This window comes from Novosphingobium sp. PhB165 (genome assembly GCF_004341845.1).
Classification (GTDB): domain Bacteria; phylum Pseudomonadota; class Alphaproteobacteria; order Sphingomonadales; family Sphingomonadaceae; genus Novosphingobium.
Genome location: NZ_SLVB01000005.1, coordinates 139786 through 166203, shown reverse-complemented (window position 1 = coordinate 166203; position 26418 = coordinate 139786). Strand labels below are relative to the sequence as shown.

General features: G+C 66.3%; 28 protein-coding genes and 1 tRNA gene. 15 read left to right on the top strand and 14 right to left on the bottom strand.

The window, feature by feature from the left end; genetic code table 11:
* The first annotated feature begins 375 nt into the window (after window positions 1-375).
* Window positions 376-2514, top strand: a complete 2139-nt coding sequence (locus tag EDF56_RS26615) for an ATP-binding protein (protein WP_132388904.1) — start codon at window positions 376-378, stop codon at window positions 2512-2514.
* Window positions 2514-3479, top strand: a complete 966-nt coding sequence (locus EDF56_RS15260; RefSeq protein WP_132388902.1) for an autotransporter outer membrane beta-barrel domain-containing protein — start codon at window positions 2514-2516, stop codon at window positions 3477-3479. Before EDF56_RS26615 ends, EDF56_RS15260 begins: the two co-directional genes overlap by 1 nt.
* Window positions 3480-3500: 21 nt before the next feature.
* Here the strand turns inward: EDF56_RS15260 and EDF56_RS15255 are convergent, their stop codons facing one another.
* Together EDF56_RS15255 and EDF56_RS15250 are read right to left on the bottom strand one after the other, a co-directional pair.
* Window positions 3501-5051 (bottom strand): hypothetical protein, encoded by a 1551-nt coding sequence (locus EDF56_RS15255; protein WP_132388900.1) that lies wholly within the window; start codon window positions 5049-5051, stop codon window positions 3501-3503.
* Between the two features lie 490 nt (window positions 5052-5541).
* Window positions 5542-5628: transfer RNA gene (locus EDF56_RS15250), tRNA-Leu, on the bottom strand.
* Between the two features lie 261 nt (window positions 5629-5889).
* On the opposite strand from EDF56_RS15250, the gene EDF56_RS15245 reads away from it, so the two are divergent.
* Window positions 5890-6846, top strand: a complete 957-nt coding sequence (locus tag EDF56_RS15245; RefSeq protein ID WP_132388898.1) for a complex I NDUFA9 subunit family protein — start codon at window positions 5890-5892, stop codon at window positions 6844-6846.
* A gap of 58 nt (window positions 6847-6904) precedes the next feature.
* Here EDF56_RS15245 and EDF56_RS15240 read toward each other — a convergent pair whose 3' ends face one another.
* Window positions 6905-7756 carry a DUF2071 domain-containing protein gene (locus EDF56_RS15240; protein WP_132388896.1) on the bottom strand — a complete coding sequence of 284 codons (852 nt, stop codon included), beginning with the start codon at window positions 7754-7756 and terminating at the stop codon, window positions 6905-6907.
* A gap of 27 nt (window positions 7757-7783) precedes the next feature.
* Window positions 7784-8455, bottom strand: coding sequence for a glutathione S-transferase family protein (locus tag EDF56_RS15235; RefSeq protein WP_132389556.1), 672 nt, complete (start codon window positions 8453-8455; stop codon window positions 7784-7786).
* A 281-nt stretch (window positions 8456-8736) separates the two neighbouring features.
* On the opposite strand from EDF56_RS15235, the gene EDF56_RS15230 reads away from it, so the two are divergent.
* Complete coding sequence (locus tag EDF56_RS15230) at window positions 8737-9120, top strand: VOC family protein (protein WP_132388894.1); 384 nt, start codon at window positions 8737-8739, stop codon at window positions 9118-9120.
* A 58-nt stretch (window positions 9121-9178) separates the two neighbouring features.
* A complete protein-coding gene (locus EDF56_RS15225; protein WP_132388892.1) occupies window positions 9179-9568 on the top strand; it encodes a VOC family protein in 390 nt (129 codons plus the stop codon).
* Between the two features lie 77 nt (window positions 9569-9645).
* On the opposite strand, the gene metW is transcribed toward EDF56_RS15225, so the two are convergent.
* From metW to EDF56_RS15210, 3 genes are read right to left on the bottom strand one after another with little or no spacing between them, the layout of a single operon-like run.
* Window positions 9646-10230, bottom strand: a complete 585-nt coding sequence (gene metW, locus EDF56_RS15220) for a methionine biosynthesis protein MetW (protein ID WP_132388890.1) — start codon at window positions 10228-10230, stop codon at window positions 9646-9648.
* Window positions 10231-10232: 2 nt separating this feature from the next.
* On the bottom strand, window positions 10233-10673 hold the full coding sequence (locus tag EDF56_RS15215; protein ID WP_132388888.1) for a GNAT family N-acetyltransferase: 441 nt from the start codon (window positions 10671-10673) through the stop codon (window positions 10233-10235).
* Window position 10674: 1 nt separating this feature from the next.
* Complete coding sequence (locus EDF56_RS15210) at window positions 10675-11802, bottom strand: homoserine O-acetyltransferase (protein WP_132388886.1); 1128 nt, start codon at window positions 11800-11802, stop codon at window positions 10675-10677.
* A 406-nt stretch (window positions 11803-12208) separates the two neighbouring features.
* Between EDF56_RS15210 and hisC the strand changes: the two genes are divergently transcribed.
* Together hisC and EDF56_RS15200 are read left to right on the top strand one after the other, a co-directional pair.
* On the top strand, window positions 12209-13324 hold the full coding sequence (hisC, locus tag EDF56_RS15205; protein ID WP_132388884.1) for a histidinol-phosphate transaminase: 1116 nt from the start codon (window positions 12209-12211) through the stop codon (window positions 13322-13324).
* Window positions 13321-14247, top strand: coding sequence for a prephenate/arogenate dehydrogenase family protein (locus EDF56_RS15200; protein WP_132388882.1), 927 nt, complete (start codon window positions 13321-13323; stop codon window positions 14245-14247). Before hisC ends, EDF56_RS15200 begins: the two co-directional genes overlap by 4 nt.
* Before the next feature lie 24 nt (window positions 14248-14271).
* Here EDF56_RS15200 and EDF56_RS15195 read toward each other — a convergent pair whose 3' ends face one another.
* The 4 genes from EDF56_RS15195 to ftsE are packed head-to-tail and all read right to left on the bottom strand — an operon-like array spanning window position 14272 to window position 17243.
* Window positions 14272-14979: a lysophospholipid acyltransferase family protein gene (locus EDF56_RS15195; protein WP_132388880.1), complete on the bottom strand. Its 708-nt coding sequence runs from the start codon at window positions 14977-14979 to the stop codon at window positions 14272-14274.
* Window positions 14976-15527, bottom strand: coding sequence for a YdcF family protein (locus EDF56_RS15190; RefSeq protein WP_132388878.1), 552 nt, complete (start codon window positions 15525-15527; stop codon window positions 14976-14978). The genes EDF56_RS15195 and EDF56_RS15190 overlap by 4 nt, the downstream gene beginning before the upstream one ends.
* A gap of 28 nt (window positions 15528-15555) precedes the next feature.
* A complete protein-coding gene (locus EDF56_RS15185; protein ID WP_243652621.1) occupies window positions 15556-16530 on the bottom strand; it encodes a cell division protein in 975 nt (324 codons plus the stop codon).
* Window positions 16530-17243, bottom strand: coding sequence for a cell division ATP-binding protein FtsE (gene ftsE / locus EDF56_RS15180; protein WP_132388876.1), 714 nt, complete (start codon window positions 17241-17243; stop codon window positions 16530-16532). The genes EDF56_RS15185 and ftsE overlap by 1 nt, the downstream gene beginning before the upstream one ends.
* A gap of 174 nt (window positions 17244-17417) precedes the next feature.
* On the opposite strand from ftsE, the gene EDF56_RS15175 reads away from it, so the two are divergent.
* Window positions 17418-18347, top strand: coding sequence for a zinc-ribbon domain-containing protein (locus tag EDF56_RS15175; RefSeq protein ID WP_132388874.1), 930 nt, complete (start codon window positions 17418-17420; stop codon window positions 18345-18347).
* A gap of 153 nt (window positions 18348-18500) precedes the next feature.
* Here EDF56_RS15175 and EDF56_RS15170 read toward each other — a convergent pair whose 3' ends face one another.
* The 3 genes from EDF56_RS15170 to EDF56_RS15160 form a co-directional block, all read right to left on the bottom strand.
* Window positions 18501-19049 (bottom strand): pseudouridine synthase, encoded by a 549-nt coding sequence (locus tag EDF56_RS15170; protein WP_132388872.1) that lies wholly within the window; start codon window positions 19047-19049, stop codon window positions 18501-18503.
* 43 nt (window positions 19050-19092) lie between these two features.
* Window positions 19093-20076, bottom strand: a complete 984-nt coding sequence (locus tag EDF56_RS15165) for a TerC family protein (protein ID WP_132388870.1) — start codon at window positions 20074-20076, stop codon at window positions 19093-19095.
* Window positions 20077-20149: 73 nt separating this feature from the next.
* A complete protein-coding gene (locus tag EDF56_RS15160; protein ID WP_132388868.1) occupies window positions 20150-20335 on the bottom strand; it encodes a DUF465 domain-containing protein in 186 nt (61 codons plus the stop codon).
* Window positions 20336-20654: 319 nt separating this feature from the next.
* Here EDF56_RS15160 and EDF56_RS15155 point away from each other — a divergent pair, with 319 nt between their 5' ends.
* From EDF56_RS15155 to EDF56_RS15125, 7 genes are all read left to right on the top strand, one after another.
* Complete coding sequence (locus tag EDF56_RS15155) at window positions 20655-21566, top strand: SPFH domain-containing protein (RefSeq protein WP_132388866.1); 912 nt, start codon at window positions 20655-20657, stop codon at window positions 21564-21566.
* A gap of 19 nt (window positions 21567-21585) precedes the next feature.
* A complete protein-coding gene (locus EDF56_RS15150; protein ID WP_132388864.1) occupies window positions 21586-21795 on the top strand; it encodes a toxin-antitoxin system HicB family antitoxin in 210 nt (69 codons plus the stop codon).
* Window positions 21792-22061, top strand: a complete 270-nt coding sequence (locus EDF56_RS15145; protein WP_132388862.1) for a hypothetical protein — start codon at window positions 21792-21794, stop codon at window positions 22059-22061. The genes EDF56_RS15150 and EDF56_RS15145 overlap by 4 nt, the downstream gene beginning before the upstream one ends.
* 43 nt (window positions 22062-22104) lie before the next feature.
* A complete protein-coding gene (locus tag EDF56_RS15140) occupies window positions 22105-23439 on the top strand; it encodes a M1 family metallopeptidase (protein WP_243652620.1) in 1335 nt (444 codons plus the stop codon).
* A 116-nt stretch (window positions 23440-23555) separates the two neighbouring features.
* A complete protein-coding gene (locus EDF56_RS15135; RefSeq protein ID WP_132388860.1) occupies window positions 23556-24509 on the top strand; it encodes a right-handed parallel beta-helix repeat-containing protein in 954 nt (317 codons plus the stop codon).
* A 436-nt stretch (window positions 24510-24945) separates the two neighbouring features.
* Entirely contained in the window at window positions 24946-25968 is a 1023-nt protein-coding gene (locus EDF56_RS15130) for a zinc-dependent alcohol dehydrogenase (RefSeq protein WP_132388858.1), read from the top strand.
* Between the two features lie 84 nt (window positions 25969-26052).
* Window positions 26053-26412 (top strand): hypothetical protein, encoded by a 360-nt coding sequence (locus EDF56_RS15125; protein WP_132388856.1) that lies wholly within the window; start codon window positions 26053-26055, stop codon window positions 26410-26412.
* The last annotated feature ends 6 nt before the right edge of the window (window positions 26413-26418 follow it).

Here is a 26418-nt window from a genome sequence, read left to right as displayed (position 1 = left end):
TTGGCTGGTATATAAGGAGCGCACGGCGGACGGTCCGAGTAGTGTCATATGTGGCTGCTACCCGGCTCCGCGAGACGAATCGCGGTCGGCGGACAAGAACTTTCGACCCGATATCAGGAATTTCCTTCCAGCCCCGGATCAGGGGACAAGGTTGCTGGACAGGATCCGGGGTGACCGTCTCCACCGATCGGCTTCGTGCCGCGCGGTGGGGACGCGGAGCGGGTTCGAAAGGGACGTGTCCCTCCCTTTCGAGCCTGCTCCGCAAATTTTCCGCTCCAATTGGCCCGAAACTCGGCCCGACAGTTGGCCCGAACATAGCCGCGCCGAAATGCATGCGCCTCGAATTCGCCGCGAAATCGTGGCAAGGGCGCGGCCATGATGCTGCCCCGCCTCACCAATCGAATCGGCCTGCCGCTGGCGATCCAGATGATCGCCATCCTCGTCTGCGCGCTTATCGGCGCGCAGCTGGTGACGCTGGCGCTTACCGTCATTCTCCCGCCAAGCCCCACAGCGCGCTGGAATATCGACGAAGTTGCCTTCGCGCTCAAAAGCGCCGGGGCGGACAAGGAGATTGCCGACCGCCTGGAACGCAAGACCATGATCGGGCCGCCCGATGTCAGCGGTCAGGGCTGGCTGGTCTCCGAATCCTCGCGCGAGGCGCTGGCCGGACGGCTGGGCCGGGAAAGCAAGGACGTGGTGCTGGCGTTCTATACGCAGCTTCCGGTCGGCGGCGTTGCGGTGCCAAGTTCGTCGCGCTCGCCGCTGGCGCTGCGCGACAATCCCGCGGCGCCTTTCGCGCTCTCGACCATGCTGGTCGGCAAAGCCGATGCCCAGTCGATCCCCGGCGGCCCGCCTCCCGGCGGCATGCCCGGGCCGAGCGGCATGCCGGGCGGCCACTTCCCGGGCGGGCAGATGCCCGGCGGACACCCTGGCGGCCAGATGCCGGGCGGTCGTCCCGGTGGGCAGATGCCCGGCAGCCGGATGCCCGGCGGTCATATCCCGGGCGGCCGTCCCGGTGGGCATACGCCGGGTGGCTCCGGCACCGAAGCAGGTAATCCCGGCAATGGCCCCGGCAATGGCGGCACGGGCAGTGGCACGGGTAATGGCAGCACAGGTGGCGGGGCTTCGGCGCCCGGCAGTGGACAGCAGGGCAACGGCCAGCCCGGCATCGGCGGCGGACAGGAAGGGTTTCGGCCCGGTGGCAACGGCGGCTTCAACGGGGGCGGCTTCAACGGCGGTGACTTCGGACGCCCCGGCGGCCTGATCCCGGCGCTTCCGGCCATGAATGACCTGCCGCACGTAACTCTGCCCCAGCCAGCACCCGCGCCCATTCCCAGCGCCGCGCCCTCTCCGGAAGTGACGCGCGCGCCCGCGCAGGCTGTCGCCACCGCCACGCCGGAACCGATCGAACTCCCCGCGCCGCATACCGTAGTTTCGGTCGTGCCGCCGCCCGTACCGACCGCGCAGCCGCTGCCCGCAGTGCCCGGCACCCCGCAGCCGATCCCCTTCCGGCGCGCGACTTCCAACATTTTCGCGCTGACCTCGCCGCCCTTCATCGAGGGTGACTTCGTGGCCGCGCTGCGTCAGCCGGACGGGCAATGGATCGCCGTCGCCCCGCGCGCCGAGCCTTTCCCCAATGCCTGGCAGAAGCGGGTGATGCTGTGGTTCGCGCTGAGCCTGGCGATCATCAGCCCGTTCGCCTGGCTCTTCGCGCGCCGCATCGTCCTGCCGCTGCGGGACTTCGCGCGCGCCGCCGAGCAGCTTGGGCGCGATCCCTCGGCCACCATTCTGCCGCTGCGTGGCCCCGCCGAGATCGGCCGCGCCGCCAATGCCTTCAACCAGATGCGCAACCGCCTGCGCGCCTTTGTGGACGATCGCACCGCCATGGTCGGCGCGATCAGCCATGACTTGCGAACCCCGCTCACCCGCCTGCGCTTCCGCATCGAGGACGTGCCCGACGAGCAGCGCGAGGGCCTGCTGAAGGAAGTGACCGAAATGGAAGCGATGATCAGCCAGGTCATCGGCTTCATCCGCGACGCCTCCACGCCCGGCCCGCGCGAACGCACCGATTTTGCAGAACTCATCGCCAGCAGCGTGGCCGATGCCCGTCTGGTCGGCGGCGACGTGACGATAGAGCGCAACATCCACATCCCGGTGGACGTCGATCCGATGGGCATCCGCCGCCTGCTCGACAACCTGCTGGAAAACGCGGTGAAGTACGGCGAACGCGCCCGCGTGCGCGTCAGCCTCAACGAGGGCGAGGCGGTGGCCGAGATCGTCGACACCGGCCCGGGCATTCCCGAGGAAGAGTACGACCGCGCTTTCGAGCCGTTCTACCGCACCGATTCGGCGCGCAAGTCCGGGCAGAAGGGATCGGGCCTTGGCCTTGCTGTCTGCCGCTCGATCGCCCGCGCACATGGCGGCGATGTCAGCTTCACGCAGGAGCGCGACGGCTTCACTGTCCGCCTTGCGGTTCCCGCCGCGTTCGACCAGAGCCTCAAGGCCGTCGCCTGATGCGCCAAAACCGCATGGCGGGGCCGCTGCTGGCGGCCTCACTGGCGCTCGCGGCGATACCCGCGCAGGCTCAGGACACAGCGGGCGGCACAACGCCGGTCGTGACGGCAGTGGCTGCACTGCCCACATCGACCACCGTCTCCGCCGAGACGCAGGCCGATACCCCCGCCCCCGACAAGCCCTGGAGCTTCGCGCTCGCGGCTGGCGTGAGCGACCGGGACCATGGCTCCGACGGTTCATGGCAATCGATGGCGCTGAGCCGGCAGGTCGGGCGCGGCTATGTCCGCGCGGCGCTGATGCGCTATCACGGCACTCTGCTACAGGCGAATACCGCGCTGCCGTCCGACTATCTCGTCGGCACGATCGGCGCGGGCGGCAATTTCGACAACTGGGTGGTCGACGGCTGGGCCAGTTACGGCTGGCAGGACTACGGCCGCATCAGCACCGACGCCGGCAAACGCGACAGCACAGGCGCCACGGGCAGCCCGTACTATTCGGTCGGCGGCGATTTCGGGCGGGTCTTCCCGCTGGGCGACCGGATCTTCGCGACGCCCACGGTGACGATGTCCTACGCCCACGGCCGCCTGCTCCATCCGGCTCCCGACGAAACCGGGCTGGTCGACCTGGAGACCGAGGAGCCGACCTGGAGTTCGGCCGCCACCCTGCGGATCGACCACGCGTTCGGCAGCGAGGGCAAGCAATATGTCGGGCTCTCCATCGCCCGCGCCTGGACCAGCAACGCCGTTTCCGAAGTGCTCGTGCGCGATTATTCGGACGTGCTGATGGCCCGGCAAACCGGCGTCCTGCCCGCGCGGCATCTCGACGACGGCTGGTGGGAAATCGGCGCGACCGCCAATATGCGGCTGTCCGACAGCATGAGCCTCGATCTCTACGCGACGCGCAGCTTCGAGGCACTGGCCGGCAATACGACTTCGGCCGGCATATCGCTGCGGCGCTCGTTCTGAAAAGACAACGCGCGCGCCTTCTTACGGCAGTTTTACTTCGCCGCGAGCTTGCTGGCCCATTGGAAGCGCGGGCGGATTGCTATCGATGTTTAGCAGGTAGACGGCGTAGGATTCGTCGGTAACCGCACTATCGTAGCGCGCCAGCATCCGTGTGCGCTCCAGAAAGCGCCGCGCCATTTCGGGCGTGTGGTGGGTCGTCCAGTTATAGCCGCTGGCAATCGTGGCCGTGCAGCACGCATCGGGCGCGTGCTGGAGCAGGATCAGCACCGGCCGGTGGTACTGGCGATGGAGCGCCTCGGCAGTCTGCGTCACCTGATCGAGCGTGATGTCCAGCTGCGCGTTCTTCGTGAAGTGATTGACCGCCCCGAACCGCGCGCGGCGGATCTGCCAGACCAGATTGTGCGGCGCGTAATAGGGCAATGCCTCGATCAGATAGTCGGGATCGGCGATGATGATCGCGCGCGAAAGCTCCGGCCTTTGCGCGATCAACGCGCCGAGGTCGGCGGCGCGGCTGTACGGTGCGTGAAACGACGCCGCGACTTCCGCAAAGGTCAGGAGGATCTGGCGCAACAGCAAGGCGACAAGGCCATAGTGCCCGGCCTTCCGCAACACGGCGTCACGGCCCTTCGCGGGCTCATCCACACCGTCACGCCTGTCGGCATCAAGCCGCATCCACCACAGCGTCAACAGCAGGACCAGCCAGAGCGCCTGATGCCGCTCGCCACCCGGATAGATCACCGCGAAGAACAGCGACATCCCGCAAAGCCCCGCCAGCGCGGCCAGGAAGTGAAGCGGCCTCCCCCAGAGCACGAACAGGCTGGCAAGCAACGCCGCTGAAAACGGCAGCTGGATCCACAGACCCGCATCGGCATCCAGCATGAAGCCGATGCCGGGAAGCCCCACCGCAGCGATAGCGCGGAGCAGGTTGTGACCGCCGGCGCCCTGCGCGGCATCGTTGAACGGCGGCCAGACGGTGAGGAAGCAGGCCAACGAAGCCAGCGCCAGAATCCCTCCCGCCGGCAGCACGAGCCGCAGCGCCCAGTCCCGCACTTCCGCACGGCCTCCACCTCTCGGCCAGCGCTCCAGCAGCCAAACGCCCAGCAGCAGCCAGGACAGCAGCATGGAATGGACGTTGGTGTTGGCAAGCAGCGCCAGCGGAAGCACCAGCCAGATCCCCCGCAATCGCCAGCGCGGATAGGCCGCCGCAAACACGAACATCAGCAACATGCTGATGCCATAGTTGCGCGCCATCACGACATATTCCCAAAGCGCGAAGTGCCCGAAAACGATGAGCAGCCGCATGCCCCACGACAACGGCGCGCGCCAGATCAGCAACACCACCGCCGCCAGGCCAATCAGCCACGAGATCACCGGCAGCGCCGCCTTGCCGATCAATGCATAACCGGAACGCAGCAGCAGATACCAGAGCATCGGATGGCCATCGCCGCGCAGGGCAAGGAACATCTCGGAGACCGTATCGCCGGTCGTGGCGATCGTCAGCGCCCGCACTTCGTCGCGCCAGAACACGTGCTGCGCCGCAAGCAACCCGACCGCGCCCAGCCAGAGCGCCAACAAGACCCCATTACCGAAAGCCCGGGATTTCAGAAGAGGCATGGAGAGACGGCTCACACGCAAACCGCGCAGCTTCGCCCGATCTGCCCTTCATCACGCTTCATAATGTCACCCCATATGACCCGGCGCCCCCGGCGCCTGGTCGGCTCTGACAAGTGTCATTAACCATGACACTTGTCAGAAACGTAAACGCGCCGAACACGGGGAGTGAGAAGCCCAAGCGAGACACGAAGGCAAGCGCGGGACGTTTGTGGAAGTAGCGATAATTGTGGCGCCATCCTGGAGACACCAAGTCAGGAGAGCAGAGAATGCGTGCCGCCGTCGGACACGAACCGTCCTTGCGGCAAGGCGGATTTCGATATCCAAGGGGATATCAAGCTTGTTCCCGATGGGAGCCGGATTCGCCCGAATTTGAGCGGGTGATTATAGCGGGAAAAGTGGGTTTTTCAGCCTCTCCGGGGACGTCTGCGGACGTCCCCGGATGAGTGCTTGGTGCCCAGAAGAGGACTCGAACCTCCACGCCCTTGCGAGCGCCAGCACCTGAAGCTGGTGCGTCTACCAATTCCGCCATCTGGGCACGGAAGCGAGGGGGCCGTTGTTGCCGTCCTCGCCGGGTAGGAGGGCGCCTCTAAGGGGCGGCCGAGAGGTTGTCAACGCTCTTCCAAAAACATTTTTCACACAATCGCTTTTATTGCCCGCGTCCCGCCGATCCCGGTCGCGCCACGTCCCGGTTGAACCTGCAGGAACCTTGTGCCAAGCCCAGCTTTACGCGCTAATTCGGCGCGCGCGGCAGGATTTGCCTCCCTCCCCTGCCCGGCGCCCTGCGAAGGACGAGACCATGAGCCAAGACACCACCGATTCCCTTTTCGGCAAGATCGTCACGCTGCTGGGCGGCAGCGGGTTTCTCGGCAGGCATGTGGCGCAGGAGCTGCTGGCGCGCGGCGCGCGCGTGCGCATCGCCAGCCGCAATCCGGACAAGGCCTGGTCGATCAAGCCGCTCGGCAACCTGGGTCAGATGCAGTTCGGCCGCGTTGACGTGACTAAGCTCGATTCCCTCGCCCGCGTGCTGACCGGCTCGGATGCGGTGGTGAACCTCGTGGGTGCCTTCGCGGGCAATCTCGATGCGGTGCAAGGCCATGGCGCGGGCCGCATCGCGGCGGCGGCCAAGGCTGCCGGGGCGCAGACTTTCGTCCATGTTTCGGCGATCGGTGCCGATACCGCCTCCGATGTCGCCTATGCCCACACCAAGGCGACCGGCGAGCAGGCCGTGCTGGCCGAATTCCCCACCGCCACCATCGTTCGCCCCGCGATCATGTTCGGGCCAGACGACAACTTCGTGATGATGTTCGCCGACATGATCGCCCGCGCGCCGTTGCTGCCGGTCTTCGTGCCCGAGGCAAAGTTGCAACCGGTCTTCGTTGACGACGTGGCCGAATCGATCGCCATCGCCCTTGGCGCGCCGGAGGTTCACGGCGGCAAGACTTACGAGCTGGCCGGTCCCGAAGTCCTCACCATGCTCGATCTCAACAAGCGCATCATGGCTGCTGAAAGCCGCCATCGTATGATCGTTCCGCTGCCGGACGGCCTTGCCGGCTTCATTGCCGCCCTGCCCGGCACGCCGATCAGCACCGACCAGTTCAAGCTGCTCAAGGCCGGCAACGTCGCCAGCGGCACGCTGCCGGGCCTTGCCGAGTTCGGCGTGACGGCGCGTCCGCTGGAACTGTTCCTGGACCGCTGGATGACGCGCTTCCGCAACCACGGCCGTTTCGGGACCAAGATCGTGGCCCCGGTCTGAGCCAATCACGGCACGCGCGCTCTGCAAACAAAAAGGGCCGCCCCATCGGGCGGCCCTTCTATGTCGAAATCAGTCGCTCCGACACGGCCCTGAAACGTACGGATGGCACGCGGAAGCAGAACGGCACATCGCCCGCTTGCCATTGCTTCAGAAGTTCGCCCGGCTCATAGCGAAGCACCTGCAGGAACTGGACGGTATCCAGGGCAATCGGCAGATCTATACCTGCCAGCGCCAGCCGATCGCTTCGCTCCGTAGGCGCAATTGCCGCATGCTGCAGGCAGAGCTTTTGCAGCGCCACAGGCAAGCTGGCGAAAAAGGGACGGAAAGTCTGCGGAAGTTCGCCTTGCCCAATCCTGCCGACATGCAGATTCAGCGACGGCGCGCTACCTCGGCCGCCCAGCCGCGTGAGCCACGCACCATTTACCGTGCGATGTTCGAAATATTCGGCTCGGTGTGACAGCATCGCGTCGCTGAACACCCTTGTTCCCAGCGCGTACAGATCGCTGTCGAAGGCATTGGCAACGAACAGTACAGTGTCCTCGACGGGTGTTTTTCCGTCGATGTCTGCAACATACAAGCGCCAATTGCTCTGGAGCGGCGAGGGGAACAAGCGTCGCAACGGCCCGGCCTGTACCGGCCCGAAATGGCCATGCGCGTAAGTAAGCACGGTGAGGATTGTCTGCCCGTTGCGCTCGACCAGCCGAACGCCGGACGGGATCCTATCCGCCACCGCCGCGATGGGCACCACCCAATTGGCGTAGATGATATCGCGCACTTGGCTTTCGAGCACAGGGAATGGCAACCTGCCCAGCAGACCGCGCCGGATGCGCTTGAGCATGAGAGAGTTTGCCAGCCAGTTCTGCGCAGCCCCAATCGGGCCGCCGCGCGGCGAGGCAAATGGTTCGATCATCCTGTGTGCTCAGGCACCTCGCCCGTGTCAGGCATCCACTTCAGCGTAGTGGCTGGGCGGCTGGATCACTTCCATGCGTTCGCTGAGCAGCGGACGGAACGAGGGGCGCGACTTCATCACCAGATACCAGCCGCGCGCCTGTTCGTGGCTCGACCAGTCGAGGCCCCCCAGATAGTCCGCCACCGAAATCTGCGCGGCGGCGGCAAGGTCGGCCAGCGTCATCGTCGAGCCCGCCAGCCACGGGCGATTGTCGATCAGGTAATCGATGTAGTCGAGATAATCGTGCGCGAGCTTCATCGATTCGCGCAGGATCTTGGCGTCGGGCGACTGGCGCAGGACGAGGCGCTTCTTCATGCGTTCGTGGAGCAGCGGCCCCGAAACGTCGTTGAAGAAATTCTCGTCGAACATCGCGATCAGGCGGCGGATTTCGGCGCGCTGCTGGGCAGTGCCGCTGATCTGCGGGTTCCGATCGACCGTTTCCTCGAAGTATTCGCAGATCGCCCGGCTGTCCGACAGGACGATGTTGCGCTCGGTCTCCTTGACCACGGGCGTGCGCCCGGCCGGGTTCATCGCGAAGAGCCGGTCCTCACCCTCCCACGGACGCGCGGTCTGGAGCTCGTAGGCGATGCCCTTCTCGGCCATCAGCAACCTGACCTTGCGGCTGAACGGACAGAGCGGGAACTGGAAGATGTGCCACATGGCGATTTTGAATGCCAAACCCGTCCGCAAGCGTCCACCCGAAGCCCCGTCGGGCAGCGGCCCACAGGCCGAAACGCGTGGATAACTGCCCGCTCCATCGAAGGATAGCGGCAACCATCAACGCGGCGATCCGCCAGCCACCGCAGACTTGGCTCAGACACAAGCACGGCCGCGATATTTCGGGCCGAATGCAGCGTACCGATTGACCCCGGCGCACGACATCGCGAAACCATCGGCCACCCGAAATACCGGACCACCGGACCGCTTCAAGGAGCCCTGCTATGTTCAGCCATATCTGCGTCGGCAGCAACGACCTCAACGCCGCCAAGACTTTCTATGACGCCGTTTTCGGCACCATGGGCGCCACGCCGTTGATGGCCGATCCGGCCGCCGGCCGCCTTGCCTACAGCCACAACGGCGCGAACTTCATGGTGGTCAACCCGATCGACGGCAACACCGCCACTTTCGCCAACGGCGGCACCATCGGCTTCTCCATGGACAGCGCCGAGGCGGTCGACGCCTGGCACGCCGCAGGCTGTGCGGCCGGTGGCACGAGCTGCGAGAATGCGCCCGGTCCGCGCGAATTCCCGTTCGGTACGCTGCATCTCGCCTACTTGCGCGATCCCGACAACAACAAGCTCTGCGCGATGTTCCGCGTGGCCTGATCGGGGACTTTCACCGGCCCGCACAACGAGGCGGGCCGGTTTTCACGGGAGAGAGACAATGATCCTGAAGAGCCTGCGCCTCGGCACCAACGACCTTGAAAAGGCCCGCAGTTTCTACGACGCCACGTTTGCGACGCTGGGCGTCACGCCGTGCCAGTCGACGCCCGATTGGCCGATCGTCATGTGGGACCTCGATGGCGTCAGGTTCCTGCTCGGCCCCGCGCGGGACGGCAATTCCGCCACCCATGCCAATGGCGGCACGATCATCTTCGAGGCTCCGGACGAGGAAACGGTGCGCGCCTGGCACGCAGCGGGCATGGCCCATGGCGGCACCTGCGAGGGTCAGCCCGAGGCCAAGCCGCAGGCGCGCGGCGCGTTCGGCGCCTATATGCGCGATCCCGACGGCAACAAGCTGGGCATCTACGCCGGGCTCAACATGGGCGGCTGAACACGGAAGCGGGAGTTGCCGGGTCTGCGTCTGCATGCGGCCCCGGCAACGCTTTCACAAAGGGCACTCGCCCCCTCTCAGCGTGAGAGCAGGAACACCGCATGCTCGGCGCGGAAGTTCGCAGCCGCGTCGCTGCACTTCTTGTCGCCCGAGAGGAACCAGGCGCCTTCGACGGTAATGCCGCGCGCCTTCACGAACTCCCGGAAATCCTCGACCGTGAGGTGGTGGATGTTCGGCGTCTGGTACCACGGGATCGGCAGCAACCGCGTTACCGGCATGCGCCCGCCCCACAGCAGCGAGACGCGCACGCGCCAGTGCCCGAAGTTGGGGAAGCTGACGAAGGCGCGGCGGCCGATGCGCAGCAGTTCCTCCATCACGATATCGGGCCGCATCGTCGTTTGCAGCGTCTGCGATAGGATCGCGTAGTCCACCGACTGGTCCGGATAGAACGCCAGATCCTTGTCGGCATCGCCCTGGATCACCGAGAGGCCCTTGCCGACGCAGAGGCCCACGTCGGCAGGATCGAGTTCCATCCCGCGCGCATCGCAGCGCTTGTCGTTACGCAGCGCCTGCATCAGCGTGCCGTCGCCGCAGCCGACGTCCAGCACGCGCGATCCCGGCGCGACATTGGCGGCGATCACCGCAAGGTCGGGGCGCAACATGGTCAGGAATCCGTTGCGAGAACGGCTGCGAAGGCGCCGGAGAGCTTTTCCATCAGCCGGTCGGGCCGGACCAGAGCGTCGAAGCCCAGCTTCGCATAGACGCCGTGGGCATCGCGCGTGGCGAGCATGAAACGTCGAATGTCGGCATAGTCGGGGTGATCGAGGTACCAGCCGACCATGCGGCGGCCCAGCCCCTGCCCGCGCGCCGGCTCATCCACCCAGACGTCGGCCAGCCATGCGAAGCTCGCCCGGTCCGAGATCACGCGTGCGAAGCCGACTTGCGTGCCGTCCGGCAGATAGGCGCCGAGGCAGTGCGAGCCGGCGATCTGGCGCTCCACTTGCACGCGCTCGACACCGGGCGTCCAGTAGCTTGACGCCAGCCAGCCGTGGATGCGCGCTACGTCCAGCCGCGAAGGATCGTCGGACAGTTCGATTTCGGGCATCCTAGCGACCTTCTCCGAGAAATCCTTCGACCACGCGGTCAAGCGCGGGCACGTCCAGCAGGAACGAGTCGTGCCCGAATGGGGCCGACAGCTCGACGAAGCTCACCGGCAGTCCGGCGGCATTGAGGGCATGGACGACATTGCGCGAATCCGCCGTGGGATAGAGCCAGTCGGTATCGAAGCTGACGAGGCAGTAGCGCGCCTTCGACTTGGCAAAGGCATTGGCGAGCAACCCGCCATGTTCCTCGGCAAGGTCGAAGTAGTCCATGGCGCGGGTGATGTAGAGGTACGAGTTAGCGTCGAACCGGTCAGTGAAGGCCAGTCCCTGATACCGCAGGTAGCTTTCGATCTGGAAGTCGGCGTCGAACCCGAAGGTCTTTTCCTCGCGGTTCTGGAGGCGGCGGCCGAACTTCTCGGTCAGGCCCGCTTCGGACAGGTACGTGATATGCGCGGCCATGCGGGCGACCGAGAGGCCCTTTTCGGGGCCTTTGCCGCCGTTTTCCTTGGCCTCGTAATAGTCCCCGTCGCGCCAGGCCGGGTCGGCCATGATCGACTGGCGGCCCACTTCGTGGAACGCGATGTTCTGCGCCGAGTGGCGCGCGGTCGAGGCGATCACCAGCGCGGCGCGGGTACGGTCCGGGAAATTGGAGGCAAGGCTGAGCGCCTGCATGCCCCCCATCGATCCGCCGACGACGGCATAGAGGCTCTCGATCCCCAGCGCGTCGAGCAGGGCGACGTGGCCGCGCACCATGTCGCGAATGGTGATGACCGGGAAGCGCATGCCCCAGGGCTTGCCGTCGCCCGCAAGGCTGGCGGGCCCGGTCGAGCCCATGCACGATCCGATCACGTTGGCGCAGATCACGAAGAAGCGGTCGGTATCGATCGGCTTGCCGGGGCCGACCATGCGCAGCCACCAGCCGGGCTTGCCGGTCTTGGGGTGGTTGGAGACCACGTGATGGTCGCCGGTGAGCGCGTGGCAGATCAGGATCGCATTGTCCTTCGCCGCGTTCAGCGTGCCGTGCGTCTCGTAGGCGATGCGGGCATTCGGCAGGCTCTGCCCGCCATCGAGCGGGAGCGGCTGGGTGAGGTCCAGGACCTGGCTGGAGTCGGTGATCTGCGCAGTGGACATGATGATATTATGCCAAGTGGGGGACCCTCGGTTTCCTGTCAATTGTCGGCCTTGGTTTGAATAGTGCGCGGGTGCGCATTTTCATTACGGGGCGGCGGGATTTCCTGCCCCGACCCTCTCCTCAATCCCGCTCAGGCTGAGCTTGTCGAAGCCCCCGGCGGCGTGGCGCTGAACCCACATCCTTCGACAAGCTCAGGATGAGCGGGGTGGGTGTGGATGGGCGATGTGGGTACAGGAGGAAATGAGAGGTCGGGCAGAACCAGACGCCAGTCTTCCCGAAACCCGTCATCTCCGCGAAGGCGGGGATCCCGCTTCCTTTTCAACCCCACGAGAAAGAACAAGCGTCCCTCGCCCCTAAATCGCCCCCTGTCCTTCGCCGCTCTGCTGGGTTAAAGGCCGGCGCGTCATGACCGATAGCTCGACCCTCAGCACGCCCGCCCCGCAACCCAAGCCGTGGATCGAAGCGATCCATGCCTATGTGCCCGGCAAGTCGAAGGGCAAGGACGGCCGTCCGCTGATCAAGCTTTCGGCCAACGAGAACCCGCTCGGCACCAGCGCCGCCGCGCTTGAAGCGCGCGCGCAGGCGCCGGCGCTCTATCCCGATCCCGACAGCACCGCATTGCGCACGACCATCGCCGCCAAGCACGGGCTCGACGCCGCGCGCGTGGTGATGGGCACCGGCTCGGACGAATTGCTCAACCTGGCCGCGCAAGGCTATGCCGGGCCGGGCGACGACGTGATCTACGTGCGCTACGGCTTCTCGGTCTACGACATCGCCGCGCGCCGCTGCGGCGCGACCCCGGTGGTGGCTCCGGACCTCGATTTCGGCACGGACGTCGATGCGCTGCTGGCGCTGGTGACCGAGCGCACGCGCGTGGTCTTCGTCGCCAATCCCAACAACCCCACCGGCTCCTACCTGCCGGGCGGAGAGATCGCGCGGCTGCACGCCGGTCTGCCCGCCGACGTGCTGCTGGTGATCGATCAGGCCTATGGCGAATATGTCGCGGCCGAGGACGACGACGGCGCACTGGCGCTCGCCGAAGCGCACGCCAACGTGCTGGTGACGCGCACTTTCTCCAAGATTTTCGGCCTTGCCGGGGAACGCATCGGCTGGGCCACCGGCGCACCGGGGCTGATTGCCACGCTCAATCGCATTCGCGGGCCGTTCAACGTCTCCTCGACCGGGCAGGCCATGGCGCTGGCGGCGCTGGCCGACGACGCCTTCGTGGAGGCCAGCCGCGTCCACAACCGCGACGAGCGCGCCCGCTTCGTCGCCAAGCTGGAAGCGCTCGGCAACCACGGCCTGCGTCCGCTGCCGAGCGAGGCCAACTTCGTGCTCGTGCTGTTCGAAGGCGCGCTGACCGCCGAAGCCGCTTTCGACGGACTGGCCGAGCGCGGCTATGTCGTCCGCTGGCTGCCGGGACAGGGCCTGCCGCAGGCGCTGCGCATCACCATCGGCAAGTCCGAGGACATGGACGTGATCGCCGAGGGCCTGCGCGAAATGGCGGAAGCCGCGCAATGAGCCTTGCCAATATCGCGATCATCGGCCTCGGCCTTCAGGGTGGTTCGATCGGGCTTGCCGTGCGCGAGTACCTGCCGGATGCCCGCACCACCGGTTACGACCTCAGCCCCGCCCACCGCGCCCGCGCGGCCGAGCGCCAGCTGGTCGACGAAGTCTGCGAAAGCCCGGCGGAAGCCGTGCGCAATGCCGATCTGGTGATCTTCTGCGTGCCGCCCGGCGCCATGGGCATGGCCGCCGAGCAAGTGCGCGAGGCGCTGCCCGCCCATGCGATCGTCAGCGATGTCGGCTCCAGCAAGCAGGCCATCGCCCGCGACCTTGGCGCCGCGCTGCCCGATCACATGGTGATCCCGGCGCACCCGGTGGCGGGTACCGAGAACTCGGGCCCCGACGCGGGCTTCGCGCACTTGTTCCGCAACCGCTGGTGCATCGTCACCCCGCCCGCCACCACCGACATGGTGAAGCTGAGCGAGCTGGTCTCGTTCTGGGAGGCGCTGGGCGCCAATGTCGAGATCATGACGCCCGAGCATCATGACCTCGTGCTCGCCGTCACCAGCCACTTGCCGCACCTGATCGCCTATACCATCGTCGGCACCGCGTCCGACCTTGAGGACGTGACGCAAAGCGAGGTCATCAAGTATTCGGCCGGCGGCTTCCGTGACTTCACCCGCATCGCGGCCTCGGACCCGACGATGTGGCGCGACGTGTTCCTCTCGAACAAGGAAGCGGTGCTGACGATGCTCCAGCGCTTCACCGAGGATCTCACCGCCTTGCAGCGCGCGATCCGCGTGGGGGATGGCGATGCGCTGTTCGAACAGTTCAAGCGCACCCGCACGATCCGCCGCTCGATCATCGACGAAGGCCAGGACGATTCCCGCCCCGACTTCGGCCGCCGCGATCACGAGAATGGCGAGAAGAAGGCCTGACGGGTCCGCGCTCCCGCGCGGATTTTATACGTTGAGGGCGTTGATCGCGGCCTGAACCTGCGCCTCGACCTCGTCACGGGGCAGGCCCGGCTCGATACGCGCGCCCACACGGACGACGATGGTTCCGGGCTTCTTCCAGCGCCGGTGATAGAAGCGCCCGGAATCGACCGCCACGGGCACCACCGGCAGGTTCAGCAATTTGTAGAGCCCCGCAAAGCCCGCCTGTAGCGGCACTACGCGGCCATGCGGCACGCGGGTTCCTTCCGGGAAGATCGCCAGCGGGCGCCCTACCGCCGCGAATCCGCGGGCCGAGGAAACCATCGCGCGCAGCGCCTTGGCCCCGTCCCCACGCGCCACGGTGACCGCGCCGTAGCGGTTTGCCGCCCAGCCCCAGCCGGGAATGTCCATCAGTTCGGCCTTGGGGAACGGAGCTGGGGTGTTCAGGAGCATCGGCAGGTCGATCGCCTCGTAGAAGCTCTCGTGCTTGAGCGCGACCAGCACACCCTCGTCAGGCATCTCGCCCTCGATCCGCAGCTTGATGCCCAGCAGCCAGCGGCAGCACAGGCGATGATACCGCGACCAGCCGCGCACCACGCGGCGCATCGGCGCGTTGCCGACCAGCGAGGTCAGCCAGACCAGCGCCACGAACACCGGCGTGCCCAGATAGAACGCCACATAGAACGCGAGGCTGCGGATCACGTCCAGTGGGGTAGTGCGTGTGCTGGGGTTCAAGACTTCTTCCAAGGTGGGCGGTTCCAGAAATCGAGCGCCATGCGCCCGATGTACTTGTGAAATTCGAGAAACAGCGTGCTGAAGCTGGGGTGCGAAGACACCGCATCGCGCTGGATGACCACCGTCTTCGGCAGTTCGCGGGCCAGTTCGTACGCCGCACGGCGCATGTGCCAGTCGGCCGTGACCAGCCGGATCGAGCGAAGCTTGTGCCGCTTCACCCAGTCCGCCGCCTCCACCGCATTGGAGCGCGTGTCGTAAGCCTCGTAGCCCAGCGTGATGCAGCACTTCATCAGCGCGTCGGGAATGCGGTATTCCGCCGCCAGTTCGCCGGGGCGCACCTCGCGGTCGACGCCCGATATCAGCATATGCGGCGCGCGTCCCTGCTCCAGCACCGCCAGCGACCGTTCGATCCGCCCCCGGCTGCCGGTCAGCACGATCACCGCGTCGGTCCGCACGGACATGTCGAGCGGCCCCGGAAGCGCAACGGCGAACCAGATGAAGGCAAAGAGCCAGATCAGCAGCAGGAAGGCGGCAGTGCGACGGAACATGGTGAAGGACTTTAACGACTTGTGCGCACTATAGCATCTTGCGCAGTGCATGCAGCACTGTGAAACGTGCCGTGAGCATGGCGAGCAGGGTGGAAAGCAGCGGCACCAGCGCCAGCAGCAGCCAATCGCTCCAGACCAGTGCGCCGCTGTCAACCAGACCCGCGCCGAGTCCGCCAAAGCGCCGCCCGATGGAAAGGATCACCACCATCGCCAACGCCAGTCCGACGGTGCCGCCGCCCGCCGCGTCGAACCCGATCGAGCGCTGGAATACGCGGGCGACCTGCGTGTCGGTGCCGCCCAGCAAGTGGACGATCTCGATCACCTCGCGGTTGGCGCCCAGCGCCGAACGAGCCGCCAGCAGAACCGCCGCCGCCAGCGCGAAAGCCAACAGCGCAACCAGCGCGATGGCCAGCACCTGCAGCGAAATCATCGCGTCGAACACCGGCTTCAGCCAGCCCGACTGCGCATCGACGCGGGCCGACGGCGCCACCGGCTTCAGCACTTGCTCGATCGCCTTCAGCCGCGCGGGCGCGGCCGGGCCGTCAAGGCGCACGTCGATCAGTGCAGGCACGGGGATCGAGGCCCCGGCGTTTCCGCCGCCGGGCACGCCGCCGCCGACCGCCTCACCGATCTCACTGCCGAGCCACGGCTCGATCAGCGCGTCCAGCTCGGCCTGCGGAACCTGACGCAGCCCGGCGATGTGCGGCTGCCGCGTCAGGGCCTCGACCGCCGCGCGGGCCTCATGCGCGCGCACGTCCTCGCGCGGTTCGAGCACCTGCACGGTGACGCCGCCCTCGATCTCGGCGCGGGCGGAGGTAATGGCATTGCCGAGCGCGAGCCCGGCGGCGAGCGCAATCGCCGTCAGCGCCACCATGATCGCGATGACCCACGGCATCGGCCCCGACATGCGCGCCTGCGGCACCAGTTCGGCGCCGCGCACGCCCAGCCGCCGCCAGCCGAGGCGCGGCGTGGTTTCACCCGATACGGTGGCAATGCCGAACATCACGCGGGCTTTCGCGGCGGATAGCGCAGTGCGCCGGTGGGATCGGACAGCCGCCCCCGGTCCAGCCGCATGATCAGGCTGTCGGACACCTTGCGCAGCAGGTCGAGATCGTGCGTGGCGACGACGACCGTGGTGCCCTGCCGGTTGAGCATCTCGAACAGGCGCATCAGCTTCTGCGCCATCTCGGGATCGACGTTGCCGGTGGGCTCGTCCGCCACCAGCATGGCGGGCCGTGCGATCACCGCACGGGCGATGGCGACGCGCTGCTGCTCGCCGCCCGAAAGCGTGGCCGGGCGCGCGTCCAGCCGGTCTGCCAGCCCCACCCAGTCGAGAATGTCGCGCACCGGGCCGAAGATGTCGCGTTCCTGATGTCCGGCGACGCGCAAGGGCAGCGCCACATTGTCAAACGCCGACAAGTGCGGAATCAGGCGGAAGTCCTGAAACACCACGCCGATCCGCCGCCGCAGCATCGGCAGGCGGCTGCGCGGCAGGGTGATGGCATCGGTGCCGAACATGCGGATCGCCCCGCGCGAGGGCCGCTGCGCAAGGAAAAGCAGCCGCAAGAGCGAGGTCTTGCCCGCGCCGCTGGCACCGGTGAGGAAATAGAAGCGCCCGGCGAACAGCGTGAATGTCAGGTCGCTCAGCACCTCGCGATCGGTGCTGTAGCGCAGGCCGACATTGTCGAAGTGGATGATTTCCCCGTCCGCGGTCATGCTCGTCTGGTCTTTGGCCCGATCTTTCGGCCTGATCTGTGAAAGGTCGGATCCGAACGGGCGACGAAATCGGCTATAGCGAGCATTCAATGTGGAAAAAAGGGCACTCCGGCTTGTGCCCACAGGTCTGGCGCTTGTCGCGCACAAGCCAGTCGTGCTTATAGCTTTACGATCATGATTATCGCGTGCCCTGCCTGCTCTACGCGTTACGCCGTCCCCGACAGCGCAATCGGCGTGGACGGCCGCACCGTGCGTTGCGCCAAGTGCCGCCATAGCTGGTTCCAGGAAGGTTCAACGGACATTGCGGCACCTGTTGCCGCGGCCGCAGCGGCACCCATGGCCGAGCCTGCCGCCGAACCGCAGCAGCCCGAAGCCGTGGCGGAGCCGGTTGCAGCTCCTGCCCCTGCCCCCCGCGCCGCTTCCGAGCCCGCACCGGCGCCTGGCTTCACGACGCCGCCGATAGTCCCTCCGCGCGCACCCGCTGTTCGCGTTCCGGCACCGCAGCCGGCCGCCACCAGCGCGGTTGAGCACGACCCGCTGCCCGTGGCGCCCCCCGCACCTCCGGGTACGACACAGGGCAGCAAGGGTCAGGGCGGCTATTACGACGACACCACCATGCCGCACTATGCGGACGAGGGCCCGTCGAGCTTCGATTTCGCGCCGCCGTTCCGTCCGCGCCGCAACTGGGCCAAGCTGGCGACGATCGCCTCGGTGGTCTTTGCCGGGGCAACGCTGGCGCTGACCGGCGCGGTTGCGTTCGGCGGGTTGCCGGACTGGCTGCCGATCCCGCGCCAGACGTTCTCGCAGGCCCAGCCGGACCTTCAGCTCGACTTCCCGCGCAAGCGGCAGGATCGCAAGCCCCTGCCCGACGGCAGCGAGTTCTTCTCGGTCAGCGGCACGATCAGCAATATCGGCAGCGAGACGCGCTATGTGCCTTCGCTGCTCGTGGTGCTGCGCGACCAGCGCGACCGCATCGTCTATGAAAAGGAAGTCGTTCCCTCGAAACGGCGCCTGAAGCCGGGCGAGGCGATCACCGTGAACGAAGCGCTGACCGACATTCCCAAGTCCGCCGCTGCGGCCGAGATCGGCTGGAAGCCGGAGTAAGCGGACTCAGGTCACATCGAACCCGAGATCGCATCAATAACCCCGTCGCCCCCGCGAAGGCGGGGACCCCGCTTCCTTTTCCAACCTCGCGAGAAAGAACAAGCGGGGCCCCCGCCTTCGCGGGGGCGACGACATTAACGGCTCTGTTTGCTTTTAAACCGCGATCTCGCGCCATTCACCCTGCGCGATTCCGTCAAGCGACCATTCGCCGATAGACCAGCGCACCAATCGCAGGGTCGGATGACCGACCGCCGCCGTCATCCGCCGGACCTGCCGATTGCGCCCTTCGCGGATGGCAAGTTCGATCCAGCAATCCGCCACGGTCTTGCGGAACCGCACCGGCGGGTTGCGCGGCCAAAGTTCGGGCGGATCGATGCGCCGCGCCTCGGCCGGCAGGGTCGGGCCGTCGTTCAACACCACGCCCTTGCGCAAGGCATCGAGCGCCGCCTCGTCAGGCTCGCCCTCGACCTGAATCAGGTAGCGCTTGGCCACCTTGAAGCGCGGATCGGAGATGCGCGATTGCAGCCGCCCATCGTCGGTCAGCAACATCAGCCCCTCGCTGTCGCGGTCCAGTCGCCCGGCGGGATAGACCCCGGGGACCTGGATATAGTCCGACAGCGTCGCGCGCGGCGTCGGCGAACGCACGTCGGTGAACTGCGGCAGGACGTCGAAGGGCTTGTTGAACAGGATGAGGCGCGTCATGGGATCACCCCTAGCAGCGCGCCCCTCCCGTACAAGCGCCGCATCAATGCCGGGCGTGCGGCGCCTGCCCCCGCGTCTTCCACAACGACCAGCCGATACCGCCGCCGATCAGGCCAACCGTAACGCCAAGGCTCAGCAACGGCGGGAACTTGGCGCCGCCCAGCAGCAGTTCGGCAACCAGCATCTTGCCGCCGATGAACACCAGCACCATGGCCAGCGCATATTTCAGGTAGTGGAAGCGGTGGACCATCGCCGCCAGCGCGAAATAGAGCGCGCGCAGGCCAAGGATCGCCATGATGTTCGAGGTGTAGACGATGAAAGTGTCGGTGGTGATCGAGAAGATCGCCGGCACCGAGTCCACCGCGAAAACGAGGTCGGCGAGGTTGATGACCACCAGCGCTAGAAACAGCGGCGTCGCCGCCCAGACCATCCGGCCGCCCGCCCCCATCTCGCGCACGAAGAAGTGCTCGCCGTGGTGTTCCCTGGTCACGCGCATGTGGCGGGAGATCCAGCGGATCACGGGATTGTTCGCCACATCCGGCTCGTGATCGCCGGAAAACAGCATCTTCACGCCGGTGAAGACCAGAAACGCCGCGAACAGATACATCACCCAGTGCGCCTGCGACACCAGCGCCACGCCGCCCGCGATCATCACACCGCGCAGCACGATAACCGCGATAATGCCCCAGAGCAGCGCGCGGTACTGGTACTTCGGCGCAATCGCAAAGAAGCCGAAGATCATCGAAATGACGAAGACGTTATCGATCGAGAGCGCCTTCTCAAGGAAGTAGCCGGTGTACCACGCCACGCCGTCCGCAGAGCCCTTGGCCCACCAGACCCAGCCGCCGAACGCCACGGCCACGGCAATATAGAACACCGAAAGCCTGAGCGATTCGGCGATGCCCATCTCCCGGTCCTCCTTGTGCAGGAAACCGAGGTCGAAGGCGGTAAGAACGAAAACGAGGCCGGCAAAGGCCAGCCAGAACCAGGCCGGGGTGCCCAGCCAGTCAGCAAACAGGAATTCCATGGGTCACAGTCCCTGAGGAAAGGAAGGAGGCGCCGGCGCGTACAATGGGGGGAGCATCGCGCCGGCGCGAGGGTTACAGGCTGGGCGCGACGGCTGCCGGGGGGACGAACAGCCGGGCCAGCCTGGCCCTTATTCTCAATTTCCTTCGCTCCAGCGTCACGATCTCCAACAGATTGCGACGCACAGAGCCCTGAGCACGGCGCAGCTGGGCGTCGAGCTTCTGGTAACGCTCAAGCAGGAGGAACATACGGTCGGTCATCTTGATATCCCTATCGAACAAGTATGGGTTCGATCGGGTGATCCGACGGTGGCTCCGGTTTACCGAGCTGTCAGGGGCCTTGGGGGCACTCGAAACCTGCACCGGGGATCAACCCGATGCGGTCCGACATCACGTGGCGCCTATGCTGGCGGCCTGTCCCGAAAGACATCCGCAAGAGGCGCCGCGCCAGAGGGGCCCGGCCCGCAGGGGCTCCATTATGACCGAATCGCTCCGATTTCAACCCCGGATCGGGATTCGTTTGACCCTTCGCATGAATGCGATATTAAGGTGATATCATATTAACCGGAGAGTCCAGCCGATGTCCGAGTCGCACCTTCCGATCAATTCGAGCCGGGAATGCCCGGCGGGCAGCATGAGCGGCTACTTCATGCTGCTGGTGTTTCTGGCGGTGGTCGCGGCCGTGGTGTTCAGCGTCATCACGCTCGCCAGCGGCGAACCTTCGGCCGGTACCGTGCTGGGCTTCCTAGCCTTCATCCTGCCCGCAGTCGTCTGCGCGGTGCTGATCGCCTCCGGCTTCTACATGATCCAGCCCAACCAGGCGGTGGCCGTCACGCTGTTCGGCTCCTATCGCGGCACCGACCGCACCGCCGGGCTGCGCTGGACATGGCCGTGGATGGCCAAGCGCAAGATCTCGGTGCGCGCGAACAACGTCGTCTCCGAAAAGCTGAAAGTGAACGACTTGCGCGGCAATCCGATCGAGATCGCCACCAACGTGGTCTGGCGCGTGGCCGATACCGCGCAGGCGCTCTACGATGTCGACGACTACCGGGCCTTCGTGGAAGTGCAGATAGAGGCGGCCGTGCGCTCGATCGGTTCGCGCTACCCCTACGACGATGTCGAACACAGCGAGACCACGCTGCGCGGCAGCCATGAGCAAGTGAACGGCGAACTGCGCACCGAACTGATCGAGCGCCTGCGCGTCGCCGGCATCACGGTGGACGAATGCGGCCTCACCCACCTTGCCTATGCCCCCGAAATCGCCGGCGCCATGCTGCGCCGCCAGCAGGCGGAGGCGGTGATCGGCGCCCGCCGCAAGCTGGTGGAGGGCGCGGTCTCGATGGTGGAAATGGCGCTGACGCAACTGTCCGAGAAGAACGTGGTCGAACTCGACGACGAGCGGCGGGCGGCGATGGTCTCGAACCTGATGGTCGTGCTCTGCGGCGAGCGGGACACCCAGCCGGTGGTCAATACCGGCACGCTGTACCAGTAAGCGCGCGCGGCCGAAAAGCATGGCTAGCCCCGGAAAGAAGGCATTTCCGCTGCGGATCGATCCGGCGCTCTACGCCGCACTCGAACGCTGCGCAGCGGCCGATTTCCGCTCGGTAAATGCGCAAGTCGAAGTGCTGCTGCGCGAGGCGCTGGCCCGGCGCGGCGTCAAGCTGGCGGCCAGCGAGCCCGCAAAGCGCGGACGCCCGCCGAAGCAGGAGGATGAAGCATGATGGACAAGGCTCCAGAGGACGGCGCGTGGTTCGCCCCCAAGCGCTTCGGCTACGGTGCCAGTTGGCCGATCGCGTGGCAGGGCTGGCTGCTGATGGCCTGCTACTTCGGCGTGCTCGGCGGTATTGCCCTGCTCGACAAGACCGGCACCATCGGCGGACGCGCCGGAGCGTTCACCCTGTTCCTTCTGGCGACGGGCCTGTTCCTCGTCATCGCCGCCCGCCGCACGCGCGGCGGCTGGAAATGGCGCTGGGGCGAGCGGGATTGAACAGCTAGTGCACGTACGGAAAGAGCCGTCGATCCGAATAGCGGTGGCATTGGCTTGTGCCGGAATCGCGTCTTTTCATGCGAGCCCGGCGCTGGCCGACAGTGCGCCCGGCGAGGGCTTCGACGTTACCCGCTACGATCTTGCGCTGATACCGGACCTTCTGAATGGGACAGTTGCCGGACATGAGACGATCACGCTGCGGGCGACTGTCGATGGCATTCGGCACCTTGGTTTCTCGGGCAACGCCCTGACCATCGAAACTGCGACTCTCGATGGCATTCCCGTCGCATCGGCTTTGCACGGCAAGGTTCTCGACTTCGATCTGCCAAGGCCGCTCCGGCGCGGACGCGACGTCAAGCTGGAGCTATCCTATCATGGCCGCCCTGCCCGAGGGTTCGCGGGCTCATCGGGTTTGCTCTACACCAGCTACTTCGCATGCGACTGGATGATCTGCCCGCAGGACCGATTTGGCGACAAGGCGGATTTTACGCTGAACCTGCGTGTCCCGGCGGGAATGGAGACGCTTTCGATCGGCCGCATGACGGGAAAGCGGCTGGGGCCCGATGGCACCGAAATCCACACCTGGAGAGCATCCCGGCCTTATTCTGCCTATCTCTACGGCTTTGCCATGGGGCGGTTTTCCCGAGCGGACGACAAGGCCGGATCGGCCGACCTTACCTATTTGAGCGACACCGTCGATGCGGCGGATCTGAAGCGGCGCTTCGCCGCGACACCGGACATGGTCGCCTTCCTCTCCGACAAGGCCGGCCTGCCGCTTCCAGAGCGGGGATATGTCCAGCTTCTGGTCGAGGGCGACGAAGCGCAGGAAGCGGCGACCTATTCGGTCCTCGGCGTCGATGCCCTGCCGACGACGGACAACGATCCCGCCGAGGATTGGGCCATTGTCCATGAACTCAGCCATCAATGGTGGGGCAACCTCGTCACGTGCGCAACGCTGAAGGATTTCTGGCTCAACGAGGGGATCACGACCTTCATGACCGCCGCGTGGAAGGAGCATCGATACGGGCGCGCGGCTTACGACGCCGAACTCGATATCGCGCGGAAGCGGCTGGAAGGGGCGCGGGCCAAGGGCTTCGACAAGCCGCTGGCGTGGGACGGCAGCTACCCGAATCTGGGTACGCGGCGGGCGATCCAATACAGCAAAGGCGCCCTGTTCATGGCGCACCTGCGCACCTCGCTGGGCGATGACGCATTCTGGTCCGGCTTGCGCCGCTATAGCCGCACCCATGCGGGCGGAACGGTCACCAGCATCGATCTCGAACGCGCGATGGAAGCTGCCAGCGGTCGCGATTTGCATGCGCTTTTTGCCGAATGGGTGTTCGGCACAGACATTCCGGAACACCAGCCTACGTCCTGATCTCTGATCGGTGCAAAGAAACCCGAAACGAAGGGCTTTCAATCCGTCTGTCCCGCAAAGAGACGCTGCCAAAGTGACTTGCGCCAACCTTCGCGCAAGTCGCTAGGCTCGCCTCCATGAACCGTATCGCCCGAATCGCGCTTGCGATCCTGCCGCTCGTCGCCCTGCCCGCTTCGGCGTCGCAGGCCCAGAATGCGCCTACGACCGCGCCCTACACGGTGGCCGAAACCGGACGCAGCTACGCCCGTTTGCAGGACGCAGTGGATGCCATCGGCGATGGGCGCGGCACCATCCGTTTCGCCTCGCTGCGCTTTGCCGACTGCGCGGTGCAGGCCAAGGGTGAGATCACCTATCAGGCCTCCGTCCCCGGCCAGTCGATCCTCGACGGCGTCGCCTGCGAGGACAAGGCGGCGCTGGTACTGCGCGGGCGCGGCGCGCATGTGGACGGCATGGTCTTCGCCAACATTCGCGTGGGCGACAAGAACGGCGCGGGCATCCGGCTTGAACACGGCGACCTCACCGTTTCGCAGGCATGGTTCCGTGACAGCGAGCAGGGCCTGCTCACCGGCGAGGACCCGCAAGGCACCGTCGTCATCGACAAGTCCACGTTCAGCCGCCTCGGCACTTGCGAAGGCTCGGGCTGCGCGCATTCGATCTATGTCGGCAACTACGGCGCCCTGACCGTCACGCGCAGCCGCTTCGAAGCGGGCACAGGTGGGCATTACCTCAAAAGCCGCGCGGCGCGGATCGATGTGACCGGCAGCAGCTTCGACGATTCGGCCGGGCACGGCACCAATTACATGATCGACCTTCCCGACGGCGCCACCGGGCGCATCGCCGGAAACTGGTTCGTACAGGGCCGCGACAAGGAGAATTACTCCGCCTTCATCGCCGTCGCAGCCGAGCATCGTAACCACACGTCCCAAGGGTTGGTGGTGGACGGCAACAATGCACGCTTCGTGCCGGGACTGGACCGCAAGAGCGCGTTCGTGGCCGACTGGTCGGGCGATGCAATCAAGCTGGGTGCCAACAACCTCGGCCCCGGTCTCGTCGCGTTCGAGAAGCGCTGACGCCCCGTCCGACCAAGGCGCGTGCATGGCAGTGCCCGAACCGTAAACGCCGGCTTCATCGCTTCGTCGCCCCCGCGAAGGCGGGGGCCCCGCTTCCTTGCGACGTCTCGGACCACGCTAAAGAAGCGGGATCCCCGCCTTCGCGGGGACGACGGGCTGGATTTCAGGGCGGAAAATAGGTCTTCCCAATAACGGAACCCGAATTTATCGGCATCCCCCGGGTCATCTGTCGCAAGGTTGAAACACTCCGGACCGCCCGCCATGCGGCGCCTCGCCCATTGCTGTTGCCTTGCCTGTCCCTTGACCTAAGAATGTTAGCGAATGGGTCGCAGCCTGCCCGGGCCTGATTTTCGCAGCCTTTCCAAGACGAAGCTGCCCGGCGTTTTCCGAAGCCCGCGAATCCCCCCTCGCGGCGCGAAAGCAAGGAGCAGATCCGATGCAGACCATGCGCGCAGCGATCGCGCGGGCATACAAGGCCCCGCTCACGATCGAGGAAGTGCCCATCCCCACCCCCGGCCCCGGCGAAGTGCTCGTCAAAGTGGTCGCCAGCGGCGTGTGCCACACCGACCTTCACGCCATCGACGGTGACTGGCCGGTCAAGGCGGCGCTGCCGCTGATCCCGGGGCACGAGGGCGTGGGCCATGTCGTCGCGCTGGGCGAAGGCGTCACCGATCTCAAGGAAGGCGACGCGGTGGGCGTGCCGTGGCTGCACCACGCCTGCCGCGCCTGCGAATATTGCGAGACCGGCTGGGAAACGCTCTGCGAGAAGCAGGCCAACACCGGCTACTCCGTGAACGGCGGCTATGCCGAATATGTGATCGCCGCCGCGCCCTTCGTCGGCCGCTTGCCCGCCGATGTCGATTTCGTCTCGATGGCGCCGATCCTCTGCGCGGGCGTCACCGTCTACAAGGGCCTCAAGGAAACCGAGGCGCGGCCCGGCGAGTGGGTGGTCTGCTCCGGCGTCGGCGGGCTCGGCCACGTGGCGGTGCAATATGCCAAGGCCATGGGCCTGCACGTGATCGGCATCGATATCGGCGAATCGAAGCTGAAGCTGGCGCGGGACCTCGGCGCCGACCTCGCCTTCGATGCCACCGATCCCGAACTGATCGCGAAAGTCACGCGCGAGACCGGCGGCGGCGCGCATGGCGTGCTGGTGACGGCCGTATCGCCCCCGGCCTTCTCGCAAGCCATCGCCTGCGCCCGTCGACGCGGCACTGTCAGCCTGATCGGCCTGCCACCGGGCGACTTCCCGACGCCGATCTTCGACGTCGTCCTGAAGCGCATCACCATTCGCGGCTCGATCGTCGGCACCCGCCGCGATCTGGACGAGGCCATCGCTTTCGCCTCGCAAGGCAAAGTGAAAGCAAGAGTCGCCGCGCGACCGCTGGAGGACGTGAACGATGTGCTCGACGCGCTGCGCCACGGCAAGATCGACGGCCGGGTAGCGCTGACGCTCTGAAAACGGGGCGGCGGGCGCGCGCGAGCACCCGCCGCTTCACCCGCCCGACTTGCGCCGCGCCCGCCGAAGCACTAGCTCGGGCCTATGGGAACCGCGATTTCCTCTCTCCTGCGCTTCCGCCTCTGGGCGGTGCTCCTGCTGGCCGCGATCGGCCTTCAGGCAGGCGAGCCGATTCGCGCGCCCCTCGAACGCATCCACGGTTCGGCGTTCAGCGCCGCGACCATGGAACTCGCGCTCGCCTCGCAGCGGCGCGGAGACACTTCCGTCACGCAGCAGGTTCCGACACCGCCCCCGCCTCCGCCGGTGGTTGTCGAAACCGAGCGGCTGCACCTCGCTGCCGCAGAGCCCGCCAGCACCCCGCGCTTGCACTTCGAAGCGCGCGGACCGCCGCCGCGCTCGCACCCGGCCCGCCTGCCCGACAGCACTGCACCGCCCTTCGCCTGATCCGCT